Annotated in this window: 13 protein-coding genes; 3 read left to right on the top strand and 10 right to left on the bottom strand. The window is 64.7% G+C overall.

What is annotated here, in order from left to right; translation table 11 throughout:
• Positions 1–12: 12 nt before the first annotated feature.
• The 5 genes from KXJ60_RS17920 to KXJ60_RS17900 form a co-directional block, all read right to left on the bottom strand.
• The gene (locus KXJ60_RS17920; RefSeq protein ID WP_291131109.1) at positions 13–717 is read right to left on the bottom strand and encodes a succinate dehydrogenase iron-sulfur subunit; all 705 of its coding nucleotides are present in this window, start codon (positions 715–717) and stop codon (positions 13–15) included.
• Between the two features lie 40 nt (positions 718–757).
• The gene (sdhA, locus tag KXJ60_RS17915) at positions 758–2563 is read right to left on the bottom strand and encodes a succinate dehydrogenase flavoprotein subunit (RefSeq protein WP_291131108.1); all 1806 of its coding nucleotides are present in this window, start codon (positions 2561–2563) and stop codon (positions 758–760) included.
• A 4-nt stretch (positions 2564–2567) separates the two neighbouring features.
• Positions 2568–2933, bottom strand: coding sequence for a succinate dehydrogenase, hydrophobic membrane anchor protein (sdhD, locus tag KXJ60_RS17910; protein ID WP_291131107.1), 366 nt, complete (start codon positions 2931–2933; stop codon positions 2568–2570).
• Positions 2934–2983: 50 nt separating this feature from the next.
• The gene (gene sdhC / locus KXJ60_RS17905) at positions 2984–3415 is read right to left on the bottom strand and encodes a succinate dehydrogenase, cytochrome b556 subunit (protein WP_291131106.1); all 432 of its coding nucleotides are present in this window, start codon (positions 3413–3415) and stop codon (positions 2984–2986) included.
• A 149-nt stretch (positions 3416–3564) separates the two neighbouring features.
• Positions 3565–4365: a GntR family transcriptional regulator gene (locus KXJ60_RS17900; RefSeq protein WP_291131105.1), complete on the bottom strand. Its 801-nt coding sequence runs from the start codon at positions 4363–4365 to the stop codon at positions 3565–3567.
• 224 nt (positions 4366–4589) lie between these two features.
• On the opposite strand from KXJ60_RS17900, the gene KXJ60_RS17895 reads away from it, so the two are divergent.
• From KXJ60_RS17895 to acnB, 3 genes are all read left to right on the top strand, one after another.
• Positions 4590–5576 (top strand): malate dehydrogenase, encoded by a 987-nt coding sequence (locus tag KXJ60_RS17895; RefSeq protein ID WP_291131104.1) that lies wholly within the window; start codon positions 4590–4592, stop codon positions 5574–5576.
• 20 nt (positions 5577–5596) lie between these two features.
• Positions 5597–6592, top strand: a complete 996-nt coding sequence (locus KXJ60_RS17890; RefSeq protein WP_291131103.1) for an aldolase/citrate lyase family protein — start codon at positions 5597–5599, stop codon at positions 6590–6592.
• 64 nt (positions 6593–6656) lie between these two features.
• Positions 6657–9257: a bifunctional aconitate hydratase 2/2-methylisocitrate dehydratase gene (gene acnB / locus KXJ60_RS17885; protein WP_291131101.1), complete on the top strand. Its 2601-nt coding sequence runs from the start codon at positions 6657–6659 to the stop codon at positions 9255–9257.
• Positions 9258–9340: 83 nt separating this feature from the next.
• On the opposite strand, the gene KXJ60_RS17880 is transcribed toward acnB, so the two are convergent.
• From KXJ60_RS17880 to purB, 5 genes are all read right to left on the bottom strand, one after another.
• Complete coding sequence (locus KXJ60_RS17880; protein WP_291131225.1) at positions 9341–11629, bottom strand: molybdopterin-dependent oxidoreductase; 2289 nt, start codon at positions 11627–11629, stop codon at positions 9341–9343.
• 96 nt (positions 11630–11725) lie between these two features.
• Positions 11726–12703 (bottom strand): tripartite tricarboxylate transporter substrate binding protein, encoded by a 978-nt coding sequence (locus KXJ60_RS17875; RefSeq protein WP_291131100.1) that lies wholly within the window; start codon positions 12701–12703, stop codon positions 11726–11728.
• 42 nt (positions 12704–12745) lie between these two features.
• Positions 12746–13600, bottom strand: a complete 855-nt coding sequence (locus KXJ60_RS17870; protein ID WP_291131223.1) for a sulfurtransferase — start codon at positions 13598–13600, stop codon at positions 12746–12748.
• A gap of 41 nt (positions 13601–13641) precedes the next feature.
• On the bottom strand, positions 13642–14631 hold the full coding sequence (locus tag KXJ60_RS17865; RefSeq protein ID WP_291131098.1) for a tripartite tricarboxylate transporter substrate binding protein: 990 nt from the start codon (positions 14629–14631) through the stop codon (positions 13642–13644).
• 45 nt (positions 14632–14676) lie between these two features.
• The gene (purB, locus tag KXJ60_RS17860) at positions 14677–16038 is read right to left on the bottom strand and encodes an adenylosuccinate lyase (protein ID WP_291131097.1); all 1362 of its coding nucleotides are present in this window, start codon (positions 16036–16038) and stop codon (positions 14677–14679) included.
• Positions 16039–16047 lie beyond the last annotated feature (9 nt).

Here is a 16047-nt window from a genome sequence, read left to right as displayed (position 1 = left end):
GTTGGCATGCGCTCAAACCGAGCGCATCACCATCATTTCCTTGATCTTGCCGATCGCCTTGGTGGGGTTCAGGCCTTTGGGGCACACGTCCACGCAGTTCATGATCGTGTGGCAACGGAACAAGCGGTACGGGTCTTCGAGGTTGTCCAGGCGTTCGCTGGTGGCCTGGTCGCGGCTGTCGGCAATGAAGCGGTAGGCCTGCAGCAAGCCGGCGGGTCCAACAAACTTGTCGGGGTTCCACCAGAAGCTCGGGCAGCTCGTGGAGCAGCTCGCGCACAGGATGCACTCGTAGAGGCCGTTGAGCTCTTCCCGCTCTTCAGGGCTCTGCAGGCGCTCTTTTTCGGGGGCAACGGTTTCGTTTATCAGATACGGCTTGATGCTGTTGTATTGCTTGAAGAACAGCGTCATGTCGACGATCAGGTCGCGCACGACGGGCAAGCCGGGCAGGGGCTTGAGCGTGATCACGCCAAGCAGCGTGTTCATGTTGGTCAGGCAGGCCAGGCCGTTCTTGCCGTTGATGTTCATGGCGTCCGAGCCGCAGACACCTTCGCGGCAGGAGCGGCGGAAGGAAATCGAGGGGTCGACCGCCTTGAGTTTCATCAATGCGTCCAGCAGCATGCGCTCGTGGCCGTCGAGTTCCACCTCGATGGTCTGCATGTACGGCTTGGCGTCCTTTTCCGGGTCGTAGCGATAGATCTTGAATGTGCGTTTGGCCATGGTGTTTCTCCGTGTGTCGTGGGTGCGGAAGGCGGGGGCCTCAGAAGGTGCGAACCTTCGGCGGCACCGACTCCACGGTGAGGGGCTTGAGGTTGACGGGCTTGTAGGTCAGGCTGTTGTCGGCGCTGTGCCACAACGTGTGCTTCATCCATTCAGCGTCGTTGCGTCCCAGCGGGAACTGCGCGTCGTCCGCAGGGCGCTCGTAGTCGTTGACCGTGTGGGCGCCACGGCATTCGTGGCGTGCAGCTGCCGAAGTCATGGTGGCCTGGGCGCACTCCATCAGGTTTTCGACTTCCAGTGCTTCGATGCGTGCCGTGTTGAAGACCTTGGACTTGTCCTTCAAGGCAATGTTGCCGACGCGTGCACGCATGGCGTTGATCTTGGCAACGCCTTCGTCCATGCTGGCCTGGGTGCGGAAGACACCCGCGTGTTGCTGCATGGCCGCGCGCAGGTCATTGGCCACGTCCTGGGCGTATTCGCCACCGGCGGCGTTGTCCAGACGGGCCAGGCGGGCCAGGGTTTTGTCGGCCGCATCTGCGGGCAGCGGCTTGTGCGTCTTGTTCTTGTCGTTGAACTGGACGATGTGGTTGCCAGCAGCCCGGCCGAACACGAGCAGGTCCAGCAGCGAGTTGGTGCCCAGGCGGTTGGCACCGTGCACGCTCACGCAGGAACATTCGCCCACCGCGTACAGGCCATTGACGACCTTCTGGTTGCCCTGCCCGTCGGGTGTGACCACCTGACCATGGATGTTGGTCGGAATGCCGCCCATCTGGTAGTGGATGGTGGGCACCACAGGAATGGGCTCGCGTGTGATGTCCACGTTGGCGAAATTCACGCCGATCTCGTACACCGACGGCAGGCGCTTGTGAATGGTCTCTGCGCCCAGGTGGTCGAGCTTGAGCAGCACATAGTCCTTGTTGGGACCGCAGCCTCGGCCTTCCTTGATTTCCTGGTCCATGCAGCGGCTGACGAAGTCGCGCGGTGCCAGGTCTTTCAGCGTGGGCGCATAGCGCTCCATGAAGCGTTCGCCTTCGCTGTTGAGCAGGATGGCGCCCTCGCCGCGGCAGCCTTCCGTGAGCAACACGCCCGCGCCGGCCACGCCGGTCGGGTGGAATTGCCAGAACTCCATGTCCTGCAGCGGGATGCCAGCGCGCGCCGCCATGCCCAGGCCGTCACCGGTGTTGATGAACGCGTTGGTGGAGGCCGCGAAGATGCGGCCTGCGCCGCCGGTGGCCAGCAGCGTGGTCTTGGCTTCGAGGATGTAGGTCTCGCCCGTTTCCATTTCCAGGGCGGTCACGCCGACCACGTCGCCGCTGGCGTCGCGGATCAGGTCCAGCGCCATCCACTCGACGAAGAAAGTGGTGCGCGCCTGCACGTTTTGCTGGTACAGCGTGTGCAGCATGGCGTGGCCGGTGCGGTCAGCAGCCGCGCAGGCACGTTGCACGGGCTTCTCGCCGTAGTTGGCGGTGTGACCACCGAACGGGCGCTGGTAAATCGTGCCATCCGGGTTGCGGTCAAAGGGCATGCCGAAGTGTTCGAGCTCGTACACGACCTTGGGTGCTTCACGGCACATGAACTCGATGGCATCCTGGTCGCCCAGCCAGTCAGAGCCCTTGATGGTGTCGTAGAAGTGGTAGTGCCAGTTGTCCTCGTTCATGTTGCCGAGCGAGGCACCAATGCCACCCTGAGCGGCGACCGTGTGGGAGCGGGTCGGGAACACCTTGGACAGCACGGCCACCTTGAGGCCGGCGCGCGCCAGTTGCAGCGAGGCGCGCATGCCGGAGCCGCCGGCGCCGACGATGACGACGTCAAACTGACGCTTGGGAAGGGATGCGGTTGCGGTCATGGCTTCAGAGCCTCCAGAGAACTTGAACGGCCCAGCCCAGGCAGGACAGGAGCCAGACGATGGTGAAGACGTGCAGCACGAGGCGGATGCCGGCGGGCTTGACGTAGTCCATCCAGATATCGCGCATGCCGACCCACACGTGGTAGGCCAGTGCCAGGAACACAGCGAAGGTCAGTGCCTTCATCCACTGCTTGGCAAAAATGCCAGCCCAGCTGTCGTAGCCGATGGGCCCGCTGATGAAGAGCACCTGCAGCAGCACGATCAGCGTGAAGAGGGCCATGAGGGCCGCCGTGATGCGCTGGGCCAGCCAGTCGCGCAGGCCATAGTGGGCGCCGGTGACGACGCGTTTGGAACCGTAATTGACGGACATGGGTCAGTTTCCTAATCAGTTGGGGTCGGTGCTGAAGACCTGACCCGCAATCAATACACACCAAACAGCTTGGCGCCCAGCAGCAGCGTGAGGCCAATGCTCAGGCCCAGCGTGACCAGGGCCGAGGTCTTGCCGAATTCCTTGCTCACGGCATGGCAGGCGTCCATGTACAGGTGGCGCAGGCCGGCGATGAGGTGGTGCAGGTAGGCCCAGATGATGGCCAGCACCACGAGTTTGAACAGCCAGCCCGGCACGAAGCCAATGCCGGCTGTGAAGGCCGCGCTGAATCGTTCGAAGGAGAGCTCGGACGACACGGAGGTGTCGAACAGCCAGACGATGAGGGGCAGCAGGATGAACATCAGGCCACCGCTGGCGCGGTGAAGGATCGACACCCAGCCGGCCGGTGGCAGGCGGTAGGTGGTGAGATCCTTGAAAGCGTTGATGTTGCGGAACTCGGGCCGCTTCTTGGTCAACTCGGTCATGGTGGGGGCTTTCTTCCGGGGAGGAGGGTTCGAGGCGCTTGGTAACTCATTGGTAACTTCTGCCAAGGCACGTCAAATTCTATTGCAACGCACCATGCCAGAGGCCGAAGGTCGGATGCTTGCGTTGCAAACGAGGATTTACAGGGGCATCAGCTCAACTCATTGTGGTAATGGCGCGTGTCGGTGCGATAGAGGCCGCGGCGCAGTTCCATCGGCTCGTCGTTGTACGTGTAGGCCAGACGTTCGACGCTGAGCAGCGGGTGACCTGGCGTGACCCCCAGTAAGGAGGCGGTGCCGTCGTCGGCGCTGACCGCCTTGATTTTTTCCACTGCACGCACCATGCGCACGCCGAACTGCGTTTCAAAGAGGGCGTACATGGGGCCCTTGTCATCGGACAAGGTCTCGGTCGTGAGGCCCTTGAAAGGGCCACCGGGCAGCCAGAGTTCTTCGAGGATGGCCGGTGTGCCGTTGAAGGTCAGCACGCGTTTGACTTGCAGCACCGCATCGCCGGTGCGCATGGCCAATTGCCGCGCCACTTCGGCCGGAGCCCGTTGACGGCGGCATTCGATGATGCGCCGCTCGGCCGGGCCTTGTTCTTCCAGCGAACCGGTGTCCGGCAGCAAACGCAGAAAGCGGTACTGGATGTGCTGCTCGGCATGTGTGGCCACAAACGTGCCTTTGCCCTGGCGGCGCACCAGCAGGTTGTCGGTGGCGAGCTCGTCGATGGCTTTGCGCACGGTGCCCTGGCTGACCCGAAACCGGGCGGCCAGATCGAACTCGCTCGGGATCATGTCCCCAGGTTTCCACTCGCCGGCCTGCAGGCTGCGCAGGATCAGCGTCTTGATCTGCTGGTACAGCGGGCTGAACGCGGGTGCGACGTTGTCCAACACGCTCTGAGCGGCCGGCTCGGCTGGGGACGCTTCGGTGGAGTTTGAGGGTGGAGTGGCCATGCGTTCACGACACCGCGGGAGGGTGCTCAGGGGCTTGAATCATATCTTATATAAGACATAAGACAAATTGACGTATCAGGGTTTGCGAGGGTACACTCCCGGGCTGACCCCGAAGCTGGGGCAGCAGGTTTTGCCAGTGCGCTCCGGGTGCACTTCCCGGCCCGCTCCCGCCTCGTCACCTCGCTTTTTCTCTTTTCCCAACGTCCTTTTCCGGAGTTTTCACCATGAACAAGAAGCCCGTTCGCGTTGCCGTCACTGGCGCCGCTGGCCAGATCGGTTACGCCCTGCTGTTTCGCATCGCCTCTGGCGAAATGCTCGGCAAGGACCAGCCGGTGATCCTGCAGCTGCTGGAGATTCCTGATGAGAAGGCCCAGAAGGCGCTCAAGGGCGTGATCATGGAACTGGAAGACTGCGCTTTCCCGCTGCTCGCCGGCGTGATCCCCACGGGCGACCCACTGGTGGCTTTCAAGGACGCCGACTACGCCTTGCTCGTGGGCGCCCGCCCCCGCGGCCCGGGCATGGAGCGCGCCGACCTGCTGGCGGCCAACGCCCAGATCTTCACGGCCCAAGGCAAGGCCCTGGACCAGGTGGCCAGCCGCGACGTCAAGGTGCTGGTGGTGGGCAACCCCGCCAACACCAACGCCTACATCGCCATGAAGAGCGCGCCCAGCCTGCCGCGCGAGAACTTCACCGCCATGCTGCGCCTGGACCACAACCGTGCCGCCAGCCAGATCGCTGCCAAGACTGGGGGCAAGGTCGGCGAGATCGAGAAGCTCACCGTCTGGGGCAACCACTCGCCCACCATGTACGCCGACTACCGCTTTGCCACCATCGGCGGCAAGAGCGTCAAGGACCTGATCAACGACCAGGTCTGGAACGCTGACACCTTCCTGCCCACCGTGGGCAAGCGCGGCGCCGCCATCATCGAAGCGCGTGGCCTGTCGTCGGCCGCATCGGCTGCCAATGCCGCTATCGACCACATGCGCGACTGGGCGCTGGGCTCCAAGGGCCACTGGGTCACGATGGGTGTGCCGTCCAACGGCGAGTACGGCATTCCGAAGGACGTGATCTTCGGTTTCCCGGTCACCACCGAGAACGGCAAGTACAAGATCGTCGAAGGTCTGGCCATCGACGAATTCAGCCAGAAGTGCATCGACAAGACCCTGGCCGAGCTCGTGGGCGAGCAGGACGGCGTCAAGCACCTGCTGTGATCGGCAGGTAAGCGCGCGTGATGCATCCCCGATCCATCCTGCTGGGTGCCCAGGCCGGGGCGTTGTCGCTGCCGGTCTGTGACCACTACAGCGGGGTCGAGGCGCGGATGCGCAAGAGCCTTGCGCTGCAGGCGGAGATGGCCGAGGAGTTCGGCACCTGCGTGTTCGATGTCACGCTCGATTGCGAAGACGGCGCGCCCGTGGGCGGCGAAGCGGAGCACGCTGCGCTGGTCACTGAGCTGGCGCTGGCCGCCGCGCCGCAAGCGCGTGTGGCGGTGCGCGTGCACCCGGTCGATCACCCCGCGTTCGGTGCCGATGTGGCCACCATTGCAGGGCTTGCTGGGCACCGACTCGCGCATCTCATGGTGCCCAAGGTCGAGTCTGTGGCCGACGTGCAGCGTGCCGCCCAAGCGCTGGATGCCGCTGGTGCGACAAGCCTGCCGCTGCACGTGCTCATTGAGTCGCCGGCAGCGGTGCACCGCGCCTTCGACATCGCCGCGCACCCGCGCGTGCAGAGCATCAGCTTCGGGCTGATGGATTTTGTGTCTGCCCACGGCGGTGCGATACCGGCCGATGGCATGAGCGCCGCCGGGCAGTTCACGCATCCGCTGGTGGTGCGAGCCAAGCTGGAGATCGCATCGGCCTGCCATGCGCACGGCAAGGTGCCTTCGCATTGCGTGGTGACCGAGTTCAAGGACCTGGACGCGCTGCAGCAAGCCGCCCGTCAGGCGTCGCGAGAGCTGGGCTACACGCGCATGTGGAGCATCCATCCTGACCAGATCCGCCCGATCCTGAAGGCCTTTGCGCCCTCGGAGCGCGAGGTGGCGACTGCAGCTGCGCTCATCGAGCGCGCCATGGCCGCCGAGTGGGCCCCTGTGCAGTTCGAAAACCGCCTGCATGACCGGGCGAGTTACCGCTATTTCTGGCAAGTGCTTGAGCGCGCACACCAGACGGGCCAGTCTTTGCCCAACGTGCTTCAAGCGTGTTTCGATGAGCCCGCTGCGCGGCGGCATTGAGCTTGCTTGCATCCGCCCCATCTGTTTTCCGACCCACGAATTTCACTGTCCTCTGGAGATCGCCATGTCCACCTTCCTCACCGACTACCGCGCCCACGCCGCCGAACGCGCCGCGCTGGGCATTCCGCCGCTGCCGCTTGAAGCCAAGCAGGTGGCCGAGCTGATCGAGCTGATCAAGGCCCCCCCGGCTGGCGAAGACGCCTTCCTGCTGGACCTGCTCACGCACCGCGTGCCCCCCGGCGTGGACGATGCCGCCAAGGTCAAGGCCTCGTTCCTGGCTGCCGTGGCCCATGGCGACATGCAGGTCAAGCTGATCTCCAAAGCGAAGGCCACCGAGTTGCTGGGCACCATGGTGGGTGGCTACAACGTGCACCCGCTGATCGAGCTGCTGGACGACGCGGAAGTGGCTGGCGTGGCCGCTGAAGGCCTGAAGAAGACGCTGCTGATGTTCGACTTCTTCAACGACGTCGCCGAGAAGGCCAAGGCCGGCAATGCCAAGGCCAAGGAAGTGATGCAGAGCTGGGCCGATGCCGAGTGGTTCACGACCCGCCCCGAAGTGGACAAGACGATCACCGTCACCGTCTTCAAGGTGCCCGGCGAAACCAACACCGACGACCTGTCTCCCGCGCCCGACGCCTGGAGCCGCCCCGACATTCCGCTGCACTACCTCGCCATGCTGAAGAACACGCGTGAAGGCGCGGCCTTCAAGCCCGAGGAAGATGGCAAGCGCGGCCCGATGCAGTTCATTGACGACCTGAAGAAGAAGGGCCACCTGGTCGCCTATGTGGGCGACGTGGTGGGAACGGGCTCCAGCCGCAAGAGCGCCACCAACTCGGTGATCTGGGCCACGGGCCAGGACATTCCGTTTGTGCCGAACAAGCGATTTGGCGGGGTGACGCTCGGCGGCAAGATCGCGCCGATCTTCTTCAACACCCAGGAAGACTCGGGCGCGCTGCCGATCGAAGTGGACGTGAGCAAGCTCGAAATGGGCGACGTGATCGACATCCACCCCTACGAAGGCAAGATCACCAAGGGCGGCGCCCTGGTGACGGAGTTCCAGTTGCGCAGCGATGTGCTGTTTGACGAAGTGCGCGCGGGTGGCCGTATCAACCTGATCATCGGCCGTTCGCTCACCGCCAAGGCGCGCGAGTTCCTGGGCCTGCCTGCATCCACCGTGTTCCGTCTGCCGCAGCCACCGGCCGCCACCAAGGCTGGCTTTACCTTGGCGCAGAAGATGGTTGGCCGTGCGGTCGGTTTGCCCGAAGGTCAGGGCGTGCGCCCTGGCACGTATTGCGAGCCCAAGATGACCACCGTGGGTTCGCAAGACACCACCGGCCCGATGACCCGCGACGAACTGAAGGACCTGGCCTGCCTCGGCTTCAGCGCCGACATGGTGATGCAGTCTTTCTGCCACACCGCCGCCTACCCCAAGCCGGTGGACGTGAAGACCCACCGCGAACTGCCTGCGTTCATCAGCAACCGCGGTGGCGTGGCGCTGCGTCCGGGCGATGGCGTGATCCACAGCTGGCTCAACCGCCTGCTGTTGCCTGACACGGTGGGCACGGGCGGCGATTCGCACACCCGTTTCCCGATCGGCATTTCCTTCCCGGCTGGCTCCGGCCTGGTGGCCTTCGGTGCCGCCACCGGCGTCATGCCGCTGGACATGCCCGAGTCCGTGCTGGTCCGCTTCAAGGGCCAGATGCAACCCGGCGTGACCCTGCGCGACCTGGTGCACGCGATCCCGCTGTACGCCATCAAGGCCGGTCTGCTGACCGTGGCCAAGGCCGGCAAGAAGAACATCTTCTCGGGCCGCATCCTGGAGATCGAAGGCTTGCCGGACCTGAAGGTGGAGCAGGCGTTCGAGTTGTCCGACGCTTCCGCCGAGCGCTCGGCCGCTGGCTGCACCATCAAGCTCAACCCCGAGCCGGTGAAGGAATACCTCACCAGCAACGTGGTGCTGATGAAGAACATGATCGCCGAAGGGTACGCCGACGCGCGCAGCCTCAAGCGCCGCATCGAAAAGGTGGAAGCCTGGCTGGCGAACCCGAGCCTGCTGGAAGCCGACAAGGACGCCGAGTACGCCGCCGTGATCGAAATCGACCTGGCTGACATCAAGGAGCCGATCCTGTGCTGCCCGAACGACCCGGACGATGCCAAGACCCTGTCGGACGTGGCCGGCACCAAGATCGATGAAGCCTTCATCGGCTCGTGCATGACCAACATCGGCCACTTCCGCGCAGCCGCCAAGCTGCTGGGTGGCAGCCGCGACATCCCCGTCAAGCTGTGGGTGGCACCCCCCACCAAGATGGACGAGAGCGAGCTGATCAAGGAAGGCCACTACGCCAACTTCGGCGCGGCCGGTGCGCGCACCGAAATGCCGGGCTGCTCGCTGTGCATGGGCAACCAGGCGCAGGTGCGCGAAGGCGCCACCGTGGTGTCCACCTCCACCCGCAACTTCCCCAACCGCCTGGGCAAGAACACCAACGTGTTCCTGGCCTCGGCCGAGCTGGCCGCGATTGCGTCCAAGCTGGGGCACATCCCCACCGTGGCTGAATACCACGAAGCCATGGGTGTGGTGAACAAGGACGGCGCGGCGATCTACAAGTACCTGAACTTCGACCAGATCGAGGAGTACGCGGACACCGCCAAAGGCGTGACGGCGTAAGGCCTGCCGCGCACCGCGCTGGCGGTGCGGGAGAAAAAAAGCCGCTGCAGATGCAGCGGCTTTTTTTTGTGAGTTTGCGGCGCTTACCAAGCGCTGTGGGGTGTGGGCGGCTCGTAGGTCCGGATCGGGGGCAGCGGCCCTTCGTGGCGCTCGACCTGGACGGTGCCCAGCTGCCCCGCGCAACCCTGCGCCAGCGACGAGGTGCCGACGTCGCGTGTGAGCACGTTGGGGTTGCCATGCGCGCACATCGGGCGACCCTGCGCATCGTGTATGGGGTCGTACCAGGCGCCGGTCGGCAGTTGCACCACGTCCTCGCGCATGTCGGCGCACAGGTGCGCACTGGCCAGACAGGCGCCCACTTCATTGAACAGGCGAACGATGTCGCCTTCGTGGATGCCACGGGCGCTGGCGGCGTTGGGGTGCATCGTGCAAACCTCTCGGCCCTGGCGTTTGCTGGCCTGGCTGTGGGCACCAAAGTCGAGCTGGCTGTGCAGCTTGGTGTGGGGCTGGTTGGCCACCAGCCACAGCGGGTGTTTGTGGTCGGGGGGAAAGGCCGGAGGCAGCCAGGCCGGGTGCCCTGGGCAGTCCGAGTAGCCAAACGAGGTCACCACCGGCGAGCTGATTTGAACCTTGCCGCTGGGCGTGGCCAGGGGTGCGCCGACAGGGTCGTGGCGAAAAGCGCGAAGTATCCCGCCGTCGTCGTCCTTCTGCGGCAGTGTGAGCTCGCCGCGTTGCCAGAAGGTGTCGAAGTCGGGCGCTTCAAGGCCAAGCCCCGCCAGGCCCGCACGGGTCCGCTCGTAGAGATGGGCGAGCCATTGACGCGTGTTGCGGCCTTCGCTGAACGCGTCGAGTGCGCCCAGCCGTTGGGCCAGATCACAAAAGATGTCGTAGTCGTCGCGCGCCTGGCCGTGCGGCTCAGTGATGCGGTGCATGGCCACGAGCAGGGGGTCGGTGGGGGTGGCGCCGATGTCTTCGCGTTCCAGCGTCATCGTGCAGGGCAACACGATGTCGGCGTGCCTTGCGGTGGCCGTCCACGCGATCTCGTGCACGACAAAGGTGTCCAGCGTTCGAAAGGCGTCCGCCAGGCGCTTGAGATCCTGGTGGTGGTGGAACGGATTGCCGCCGGCCCAATACGCCAGCCGGATGTGGGGGTAGATTCGTCGCTGGCCGTTGTAGTCGAACGGTTGTCCCGGGTTGAGCAGCATGTCGCTGATGCGGGCCACAGGAATGAATGCGCGCACGCTGTTGTCGCCTTGCGGCAGCGCGGCGGCGGGCACAGCGTTGTTGCGCTTGCCGTAGTGCGCCAATGTGCCCAGTGCGTAGTTGTAGCCGCCGCCGGGCAGTCCCAGCTGGCCCAGTGCTGCCGCGAGCACAGCGCCCATCCACACCGGTTGCTCACCGTGTTCGGCGCGTTGCAATGAATGCGCCACCACCACCAGCACACGCTTGCCGACGAGTGATCGTGCGAGAGCGATCAACCGGGTTTCAGTCACGCCACAGATGGGCGCTGCCCAGGCGCAGCCCTTGGGTGTGCCGTCGCTGCGGCCGAGCAGGTAGTCCTCGAAGGTGTTCCAGCCGTCGCAATACCTGTCGATGAAGGCGCGGTCATGCGCACCGTCACTCACCAGCTGGTGCACGAGCGCCAGCATCAGGGCGGTGTCGGTGCCGGGCACGGCGGGCAGCCATTCGAAAGCCGCTTCTTCGGGCAGATCGCTCTTGATCGGGCTGATGGACACGAAGCGGCAGCCGCGCGCGGCTGCCGCGCGCATCGACTCGCGCTCGATATGACGACTGATCCCGCCTGAGGCCACGCGCGAGTTCTTGAGCGCCATGCCACCGAACGCCAGCACCACGTCGGTGTGTTCGACGATCTGTTCCCAGGTCACGTTGCGCCGGGCGACCTCTTCCATGGTGCCGATGACGTGCGGAAGGATCGGGCCCGAGGCCCCGGCGCTGTAGCTGTTGACCGAGCGCACGTAGCCGCCCAGCGACGTGTTGAGGAACCGGTGCACCTGGCTTTGTGCATGGTGGAAACGCCCTGCACTGGACCAGCCGTAAGAGCCACCGAAGATGGCTTCGCAGCCATGCTGTTGTTGTACGCGGCGCAACTCGGCGGCCAGACGATCGAGCACCTCATCCCATGCCATGGGTACGAAGCCGTCAAGGCCTCGTCGGGCGTCGGGTCCGGGACCTCGCTCAAGCCAGCCGCGTCGCACCATGGGCTGCGTGACCCGCGCCTGGTGGTGCAAGGCGGTGGTGAAGTTCTCAATCAGCGGGTTGGGGTCGGGGTCGCCCGGGTGGGGTTTCACCACCAGGGTGCCGTTGTGCCAGCCGGCAGAAAAGACCCCCCAGTGTGCGCTGTGCGGGTGCATCTGGGGGTGGGCGTTCGGTGTCAGGGGGAGCGGTGGCACGGCGGAATGCAGGGGTGTTCAGTGGGCAGGAGGCGTCGGGTTGCGCGAATGGCGGCTTCACTCCACCTTGAGGTTGCCCCGTTCCACTCCGCGCTTGTAGTTGGCGATGTCCTTGAGCACGAACTCGCGAAAGGCGGCGCCGGTCAGTGTCGACTCCTGTGCGCCGTCTGCCCTGTACACGCGCTGCACCTCAGGCGTCTGCATGGCTTGCTTCACCGCCTGCGTGATCTTGTCGATGATCGGCTGCGGTGTGCCCTTGGGTGCGACAAGGCCGTACCACTGGGTCATCACCACATCGATGCCGGACTCCTTGAGCGTGGGTACGTTGGGCATGCTGGGGACCCGTTTCTCGCTGCTCACGGCCAGCACGCGCAGCTTGCCGCTGTTGATCTGCCCCATGAGTGGGGTGTAGGGCGCGAAGAAGCTGCCCACCAGGCCACTCATCAAGTCGGTCATCACCGGCCCGGAGCCTTTGTAAGGCACATGCAGCACATCCAGATTGCCCTGTTGCTTGACCATCTCCATCACGATCTGCGCCGCACCGCCCGTTCCGGTGGATGCGTAGCTGAGCTGACCGCCTTTGGCCGTTGTGATGTAGTCCTGGATGGTCTTGATTTTGGAGTCACCGCTGACCACCAGCCCGTAGGGCGTTTCCACCAGCTGGCTGATGAAGACGAAATCGTCGGGCACCTTGTAGGTCAGGTTGTTGCGGATGGCTGGGGCACTGCCCAAGTTGCCGCTCATGGCGAGCAGCAAGGTGTAGCCATCGGGCTTGGCTTGCGTCATCAACTCGGCGGCAATGTTGCCGCCCGCCCCGGGCTTGTTCTCCACGACAAGGGGCTTGCCGATGTGTTTCCCGAGTTCGTTGGCGATGGTTCGGCCGTACAGATCGCCGCCGCCACCTGGGGGGAAACCGATCAGCAATCGGATGGGTTGTTCCGGGTAGCCATTGGCGCTTGCGGCCGTTGTCAGGCCCAGCAGGCAGGCGGCCGCAGCCAGTGCGGCGCAGCGCCTTGTCCAGGAATGTGCGTTCATGTGTGTCTCCAGCGGTGTTGTTGTGTTGAGGGTGCGTGGTGGTCAGGCCGCGCCGGTGGCAATGGGTGCACCCGGTTGCGCGCTCCATTCGCTCCACGAGCCAGGGTAGAGCGCCGCGCCTTGCAGACCGGCCACCTCCATGGCCAGCAGGTTGTGGCAGGCGGTCACGCCTGAGCCGCACTGGTTGATCAGTTGTGTGGCGGCGCGTCCACCTGTGATGGCGTCGAACTCCTGGCGCAATTGGGCCGCTGGTTTGAAGTGACCGTCGGCACCGAGGTTGTCCTTGAACAGGCGGTTGCGCGCGCCCGGGATGTGGCCGCCGATCGGGTCCATGGTTTCGTTCTCACCGCGAAAGCGGTCCGGTGCACGCGCGTCCAGCACCAGCCGTTGCGGTTGATCGATGTTGGCTTTTACGTCGTCGAAGGTCACGGTGGTCACCAGCGATGGCCGCAGGGCGAAGTTGCCCGGAGGCAGAGCGGGAGGCGTGTGTGTGCTGAGGGCGTGACCCTGGGCGACCCAGCCGGCCACACCTCCGTCAAGCACTGCAACAGCGCGGTGGCCGACCCAGCGCAGCATCCACCACAAGCGCGCCGCGTACATGCCGCCGGCGTTGTCGCAGGCCACCACCTGCGTGTGCTGGTTCAGGCCCAGCGCCGCCATCGTGGTGGCAAAGGTTTCTCGGCTGGGCAGCGGGTGTCTTCCGTTGCGGCCTGTCTTCGGTGCAGACAGCGCGTGTTCCAGGTGCAGGTAGTGCGCGCCGGGAATGTGGCCAGCGTCGTACGCGCGCTGGCCAGCCTGCAAATCGTTGAGCTCGAAGCTGCAGTCCAGCACCAGCAGCGAGCCGGGACTGTTCTGCGCGACCGCCAGTTCGTTGGCGGAAATCAGGGTGTCAAACATCATATGAAGGTCCAGGCTGGCGGGCACGAGGGCGTGCCGGTCTATTGAGAAATTTCCTTGAGCAGCGCGGGCGTGACGGCGCCCTTGTAGCGTTCGATGTCTTCCTGAATGAACTTGCGAAAGCCCTGCGTGGGCAGATCGCGCTCAGTGGCCGCATCGCGGCGGATGGCGTCGCGCACCTCCGCCGATGCCAGCGCGCGGCTCAAGTGGTCGGCCAGGTGCTTGATGACCGGCTCGGGCGTGCCGGCGGGTGCCACCAGGCCATACCACTGGGTCACGGGGACGTTCACGCCCAATTCCTTGAACGTGGGCACATCGGGAATGGCGGGGTTGCGCGCATTGCCCGTGATCGCGAGCAGGCGCAGTTGCCCTTGGCGCACCTGGTTCACCAGAGGCGATGCGGTGGCAAAGAAGCTGTCAACCTGGCCGCCCATCATGTCGGTGATGGCGGGGCCGGAGCCTCGGTACGGCACGTGCAGCATGTCCACGCCGGCCGCCATCTTCACCATCTCCATGCCAATGTGGGCGGCAGCGCCCGTGCCCGTCGAAGCGAAGCTGAGCTTGCGTGTCTTGGTCGCATCGAGCAGTTCGCGGGCGGTCTTGAAAGGGGAGTTGTTGGCCACGAAAAGACCATGTGGCGCCTCGAGGATCATGCCGATGGGCGCGAAGTCATCGGGCACCTTGTAGGGGATTGACTGCGGCTTGATGGCCGGTGCAACGGCCAGGTTGCCGCTCATGGCCAGCAACAGTGTGTACCCGTCGGGCTTGGACTTGGCCACCAGGTCGGCGGCGATGTTGCCGCCAGCGCCGGTGCGGTTGTCCACGATGACGTTCTGACCCAGGGTCTTGCTCAGCGCGCCCGCGATCAAGCGGCCATACAGATCACCGCCGCCGCCCGGTGGGAAGCCGACGATCAGCTTCACCGGTTGATCGGGGTAGGCGGCCAGCGAGGGCAGGGCGGTCAGTGCCAGCACCCCGGCAAGTGCGAATGCGGTGCGCCGGCGCAGTGTGGGGCGTGCGAATGTCGTCATGGTCATGTCTCCTGTTGTTGTGTGGCGTTGGACGGGCCGGGAAATTCAGGCCTGCAGCCAGGGTGCCTGCGCGGCGACCACGCGGTCCACCGTGGCGCCGCATTGGCCGAGGTACTGCAGGGGGTCGGTGAAGTTGCGAATGTCGGCATCGCTCAGCAAGCCGGACAAGCCCTCGTGCTGGCGCATCGCATCGGCAAAGCTGAGCTTGGAGGTGATGCCGTGCATCGAGGCCTCGTAGATCCATTCGTGGGCGGTTTGCTTGCCCACGCGCTCGGACAGCTCGAGCATCACCCGCTCGGAGAGCAGGTAGCCGCGCATCATGTCAAGGTTGGCGGCCATGTTGGCGGCGTTGACCTTCAGTCCCGCCAGCAGGTTCTTGGCTTGAAACAGCATGGCGCCCGCGATCAGGCAGCACTCGGGCAGCGCCTTCCATTCCATCTTCCAGGCGATGCCGTCGCGCTCGCTTTCCTGCACCATGCCTTCGATCATCATCGCGGCGTTGTAGCGCAGCGGGCGGGACAGCCCGGCCAGGTTTTCAGCCGACGTCGGGTTGCGCTTGTGGGGCATGGTGGACGAGCCCAGCTTGCCATCGGAGAAACCTTCCTCCACCTCACTGAACTCATTGCGCTGCATGTTGAAGAGCTCGTTGCCTATCTTGGACAAGGTGGCGCCGAGCATGGCCAGCAGGTTGGCGTATTCGGTGAAGCGGTCGCGCGCGGGCGCCCAGCTGATGTCGGGCGTTCCCAGCCCCAGCTTGTCGAGCATGAGGCGTTCAAGCTCCAGCGCTTTGGGCCCCAGCGAGGCCTGGCTGCCCACTGCACCCGCCAGCATGCCCACCAGCACGCGCGGCGCGGCCTGCACGAGGCGCTCATGGTGACGGCCAAGCTCGTCCAGCCAGATGGCGCACTTGTGACCGAACGTGATGGGCAGGGCTTGCACGCCATGGGTGCGTCCTGCCATTGGCACGTCGCGGTGCGTGGTGGCCAGACGCGACAGTTCATTGCCAACGGCCTTGAGGTCGCGCATGGCCACGGCATGAAACTCCTTGAGTTGGAGCGCCACGCCGGTGTCCACGACGTCTTGCGTGGTCGCGCCGTAGTGGACCCATTCGCCGTTTTCCCTGGTGCAACGCGCCTGGAGCTGCTTGAGCGCAGGCACCAGCGAATGCTTGATGCGGCGGATCTCGGCGGACATCTGTGCGATGTCAATGTTCTCGACCTTGGCTTGCGCCGCGATCTCTTTGGCAGCTGCCGCAGGAATGATGCCGAGCTCGGCTTGTGCTGCCGCGAGCGCGGCCTCGAAGTCGAGCCATTTCTGGATGCGGTTTTCTTCGCCGAAGATGGTGCGCAGTTCGTCGGTGCCCCACAGATGCTGGAGCGATTGCATGTCGAAAACGGAAACGGGCATGGTTGTCCT

Source organism: Hydrogenophaga sp. (genome assembly GCF_019264445.1).
Taxonomy (GTDB): Bacteria; Pseudomonadota; Gammaproteobacteria; order Burkholderiales; family Burkholderiaceae_C; genus Hydrogenophaga.
Note: the sequence above shows the minus strand (reverse complement) of the source record. Positions and strands in the feature narration are given on the sequence as shown.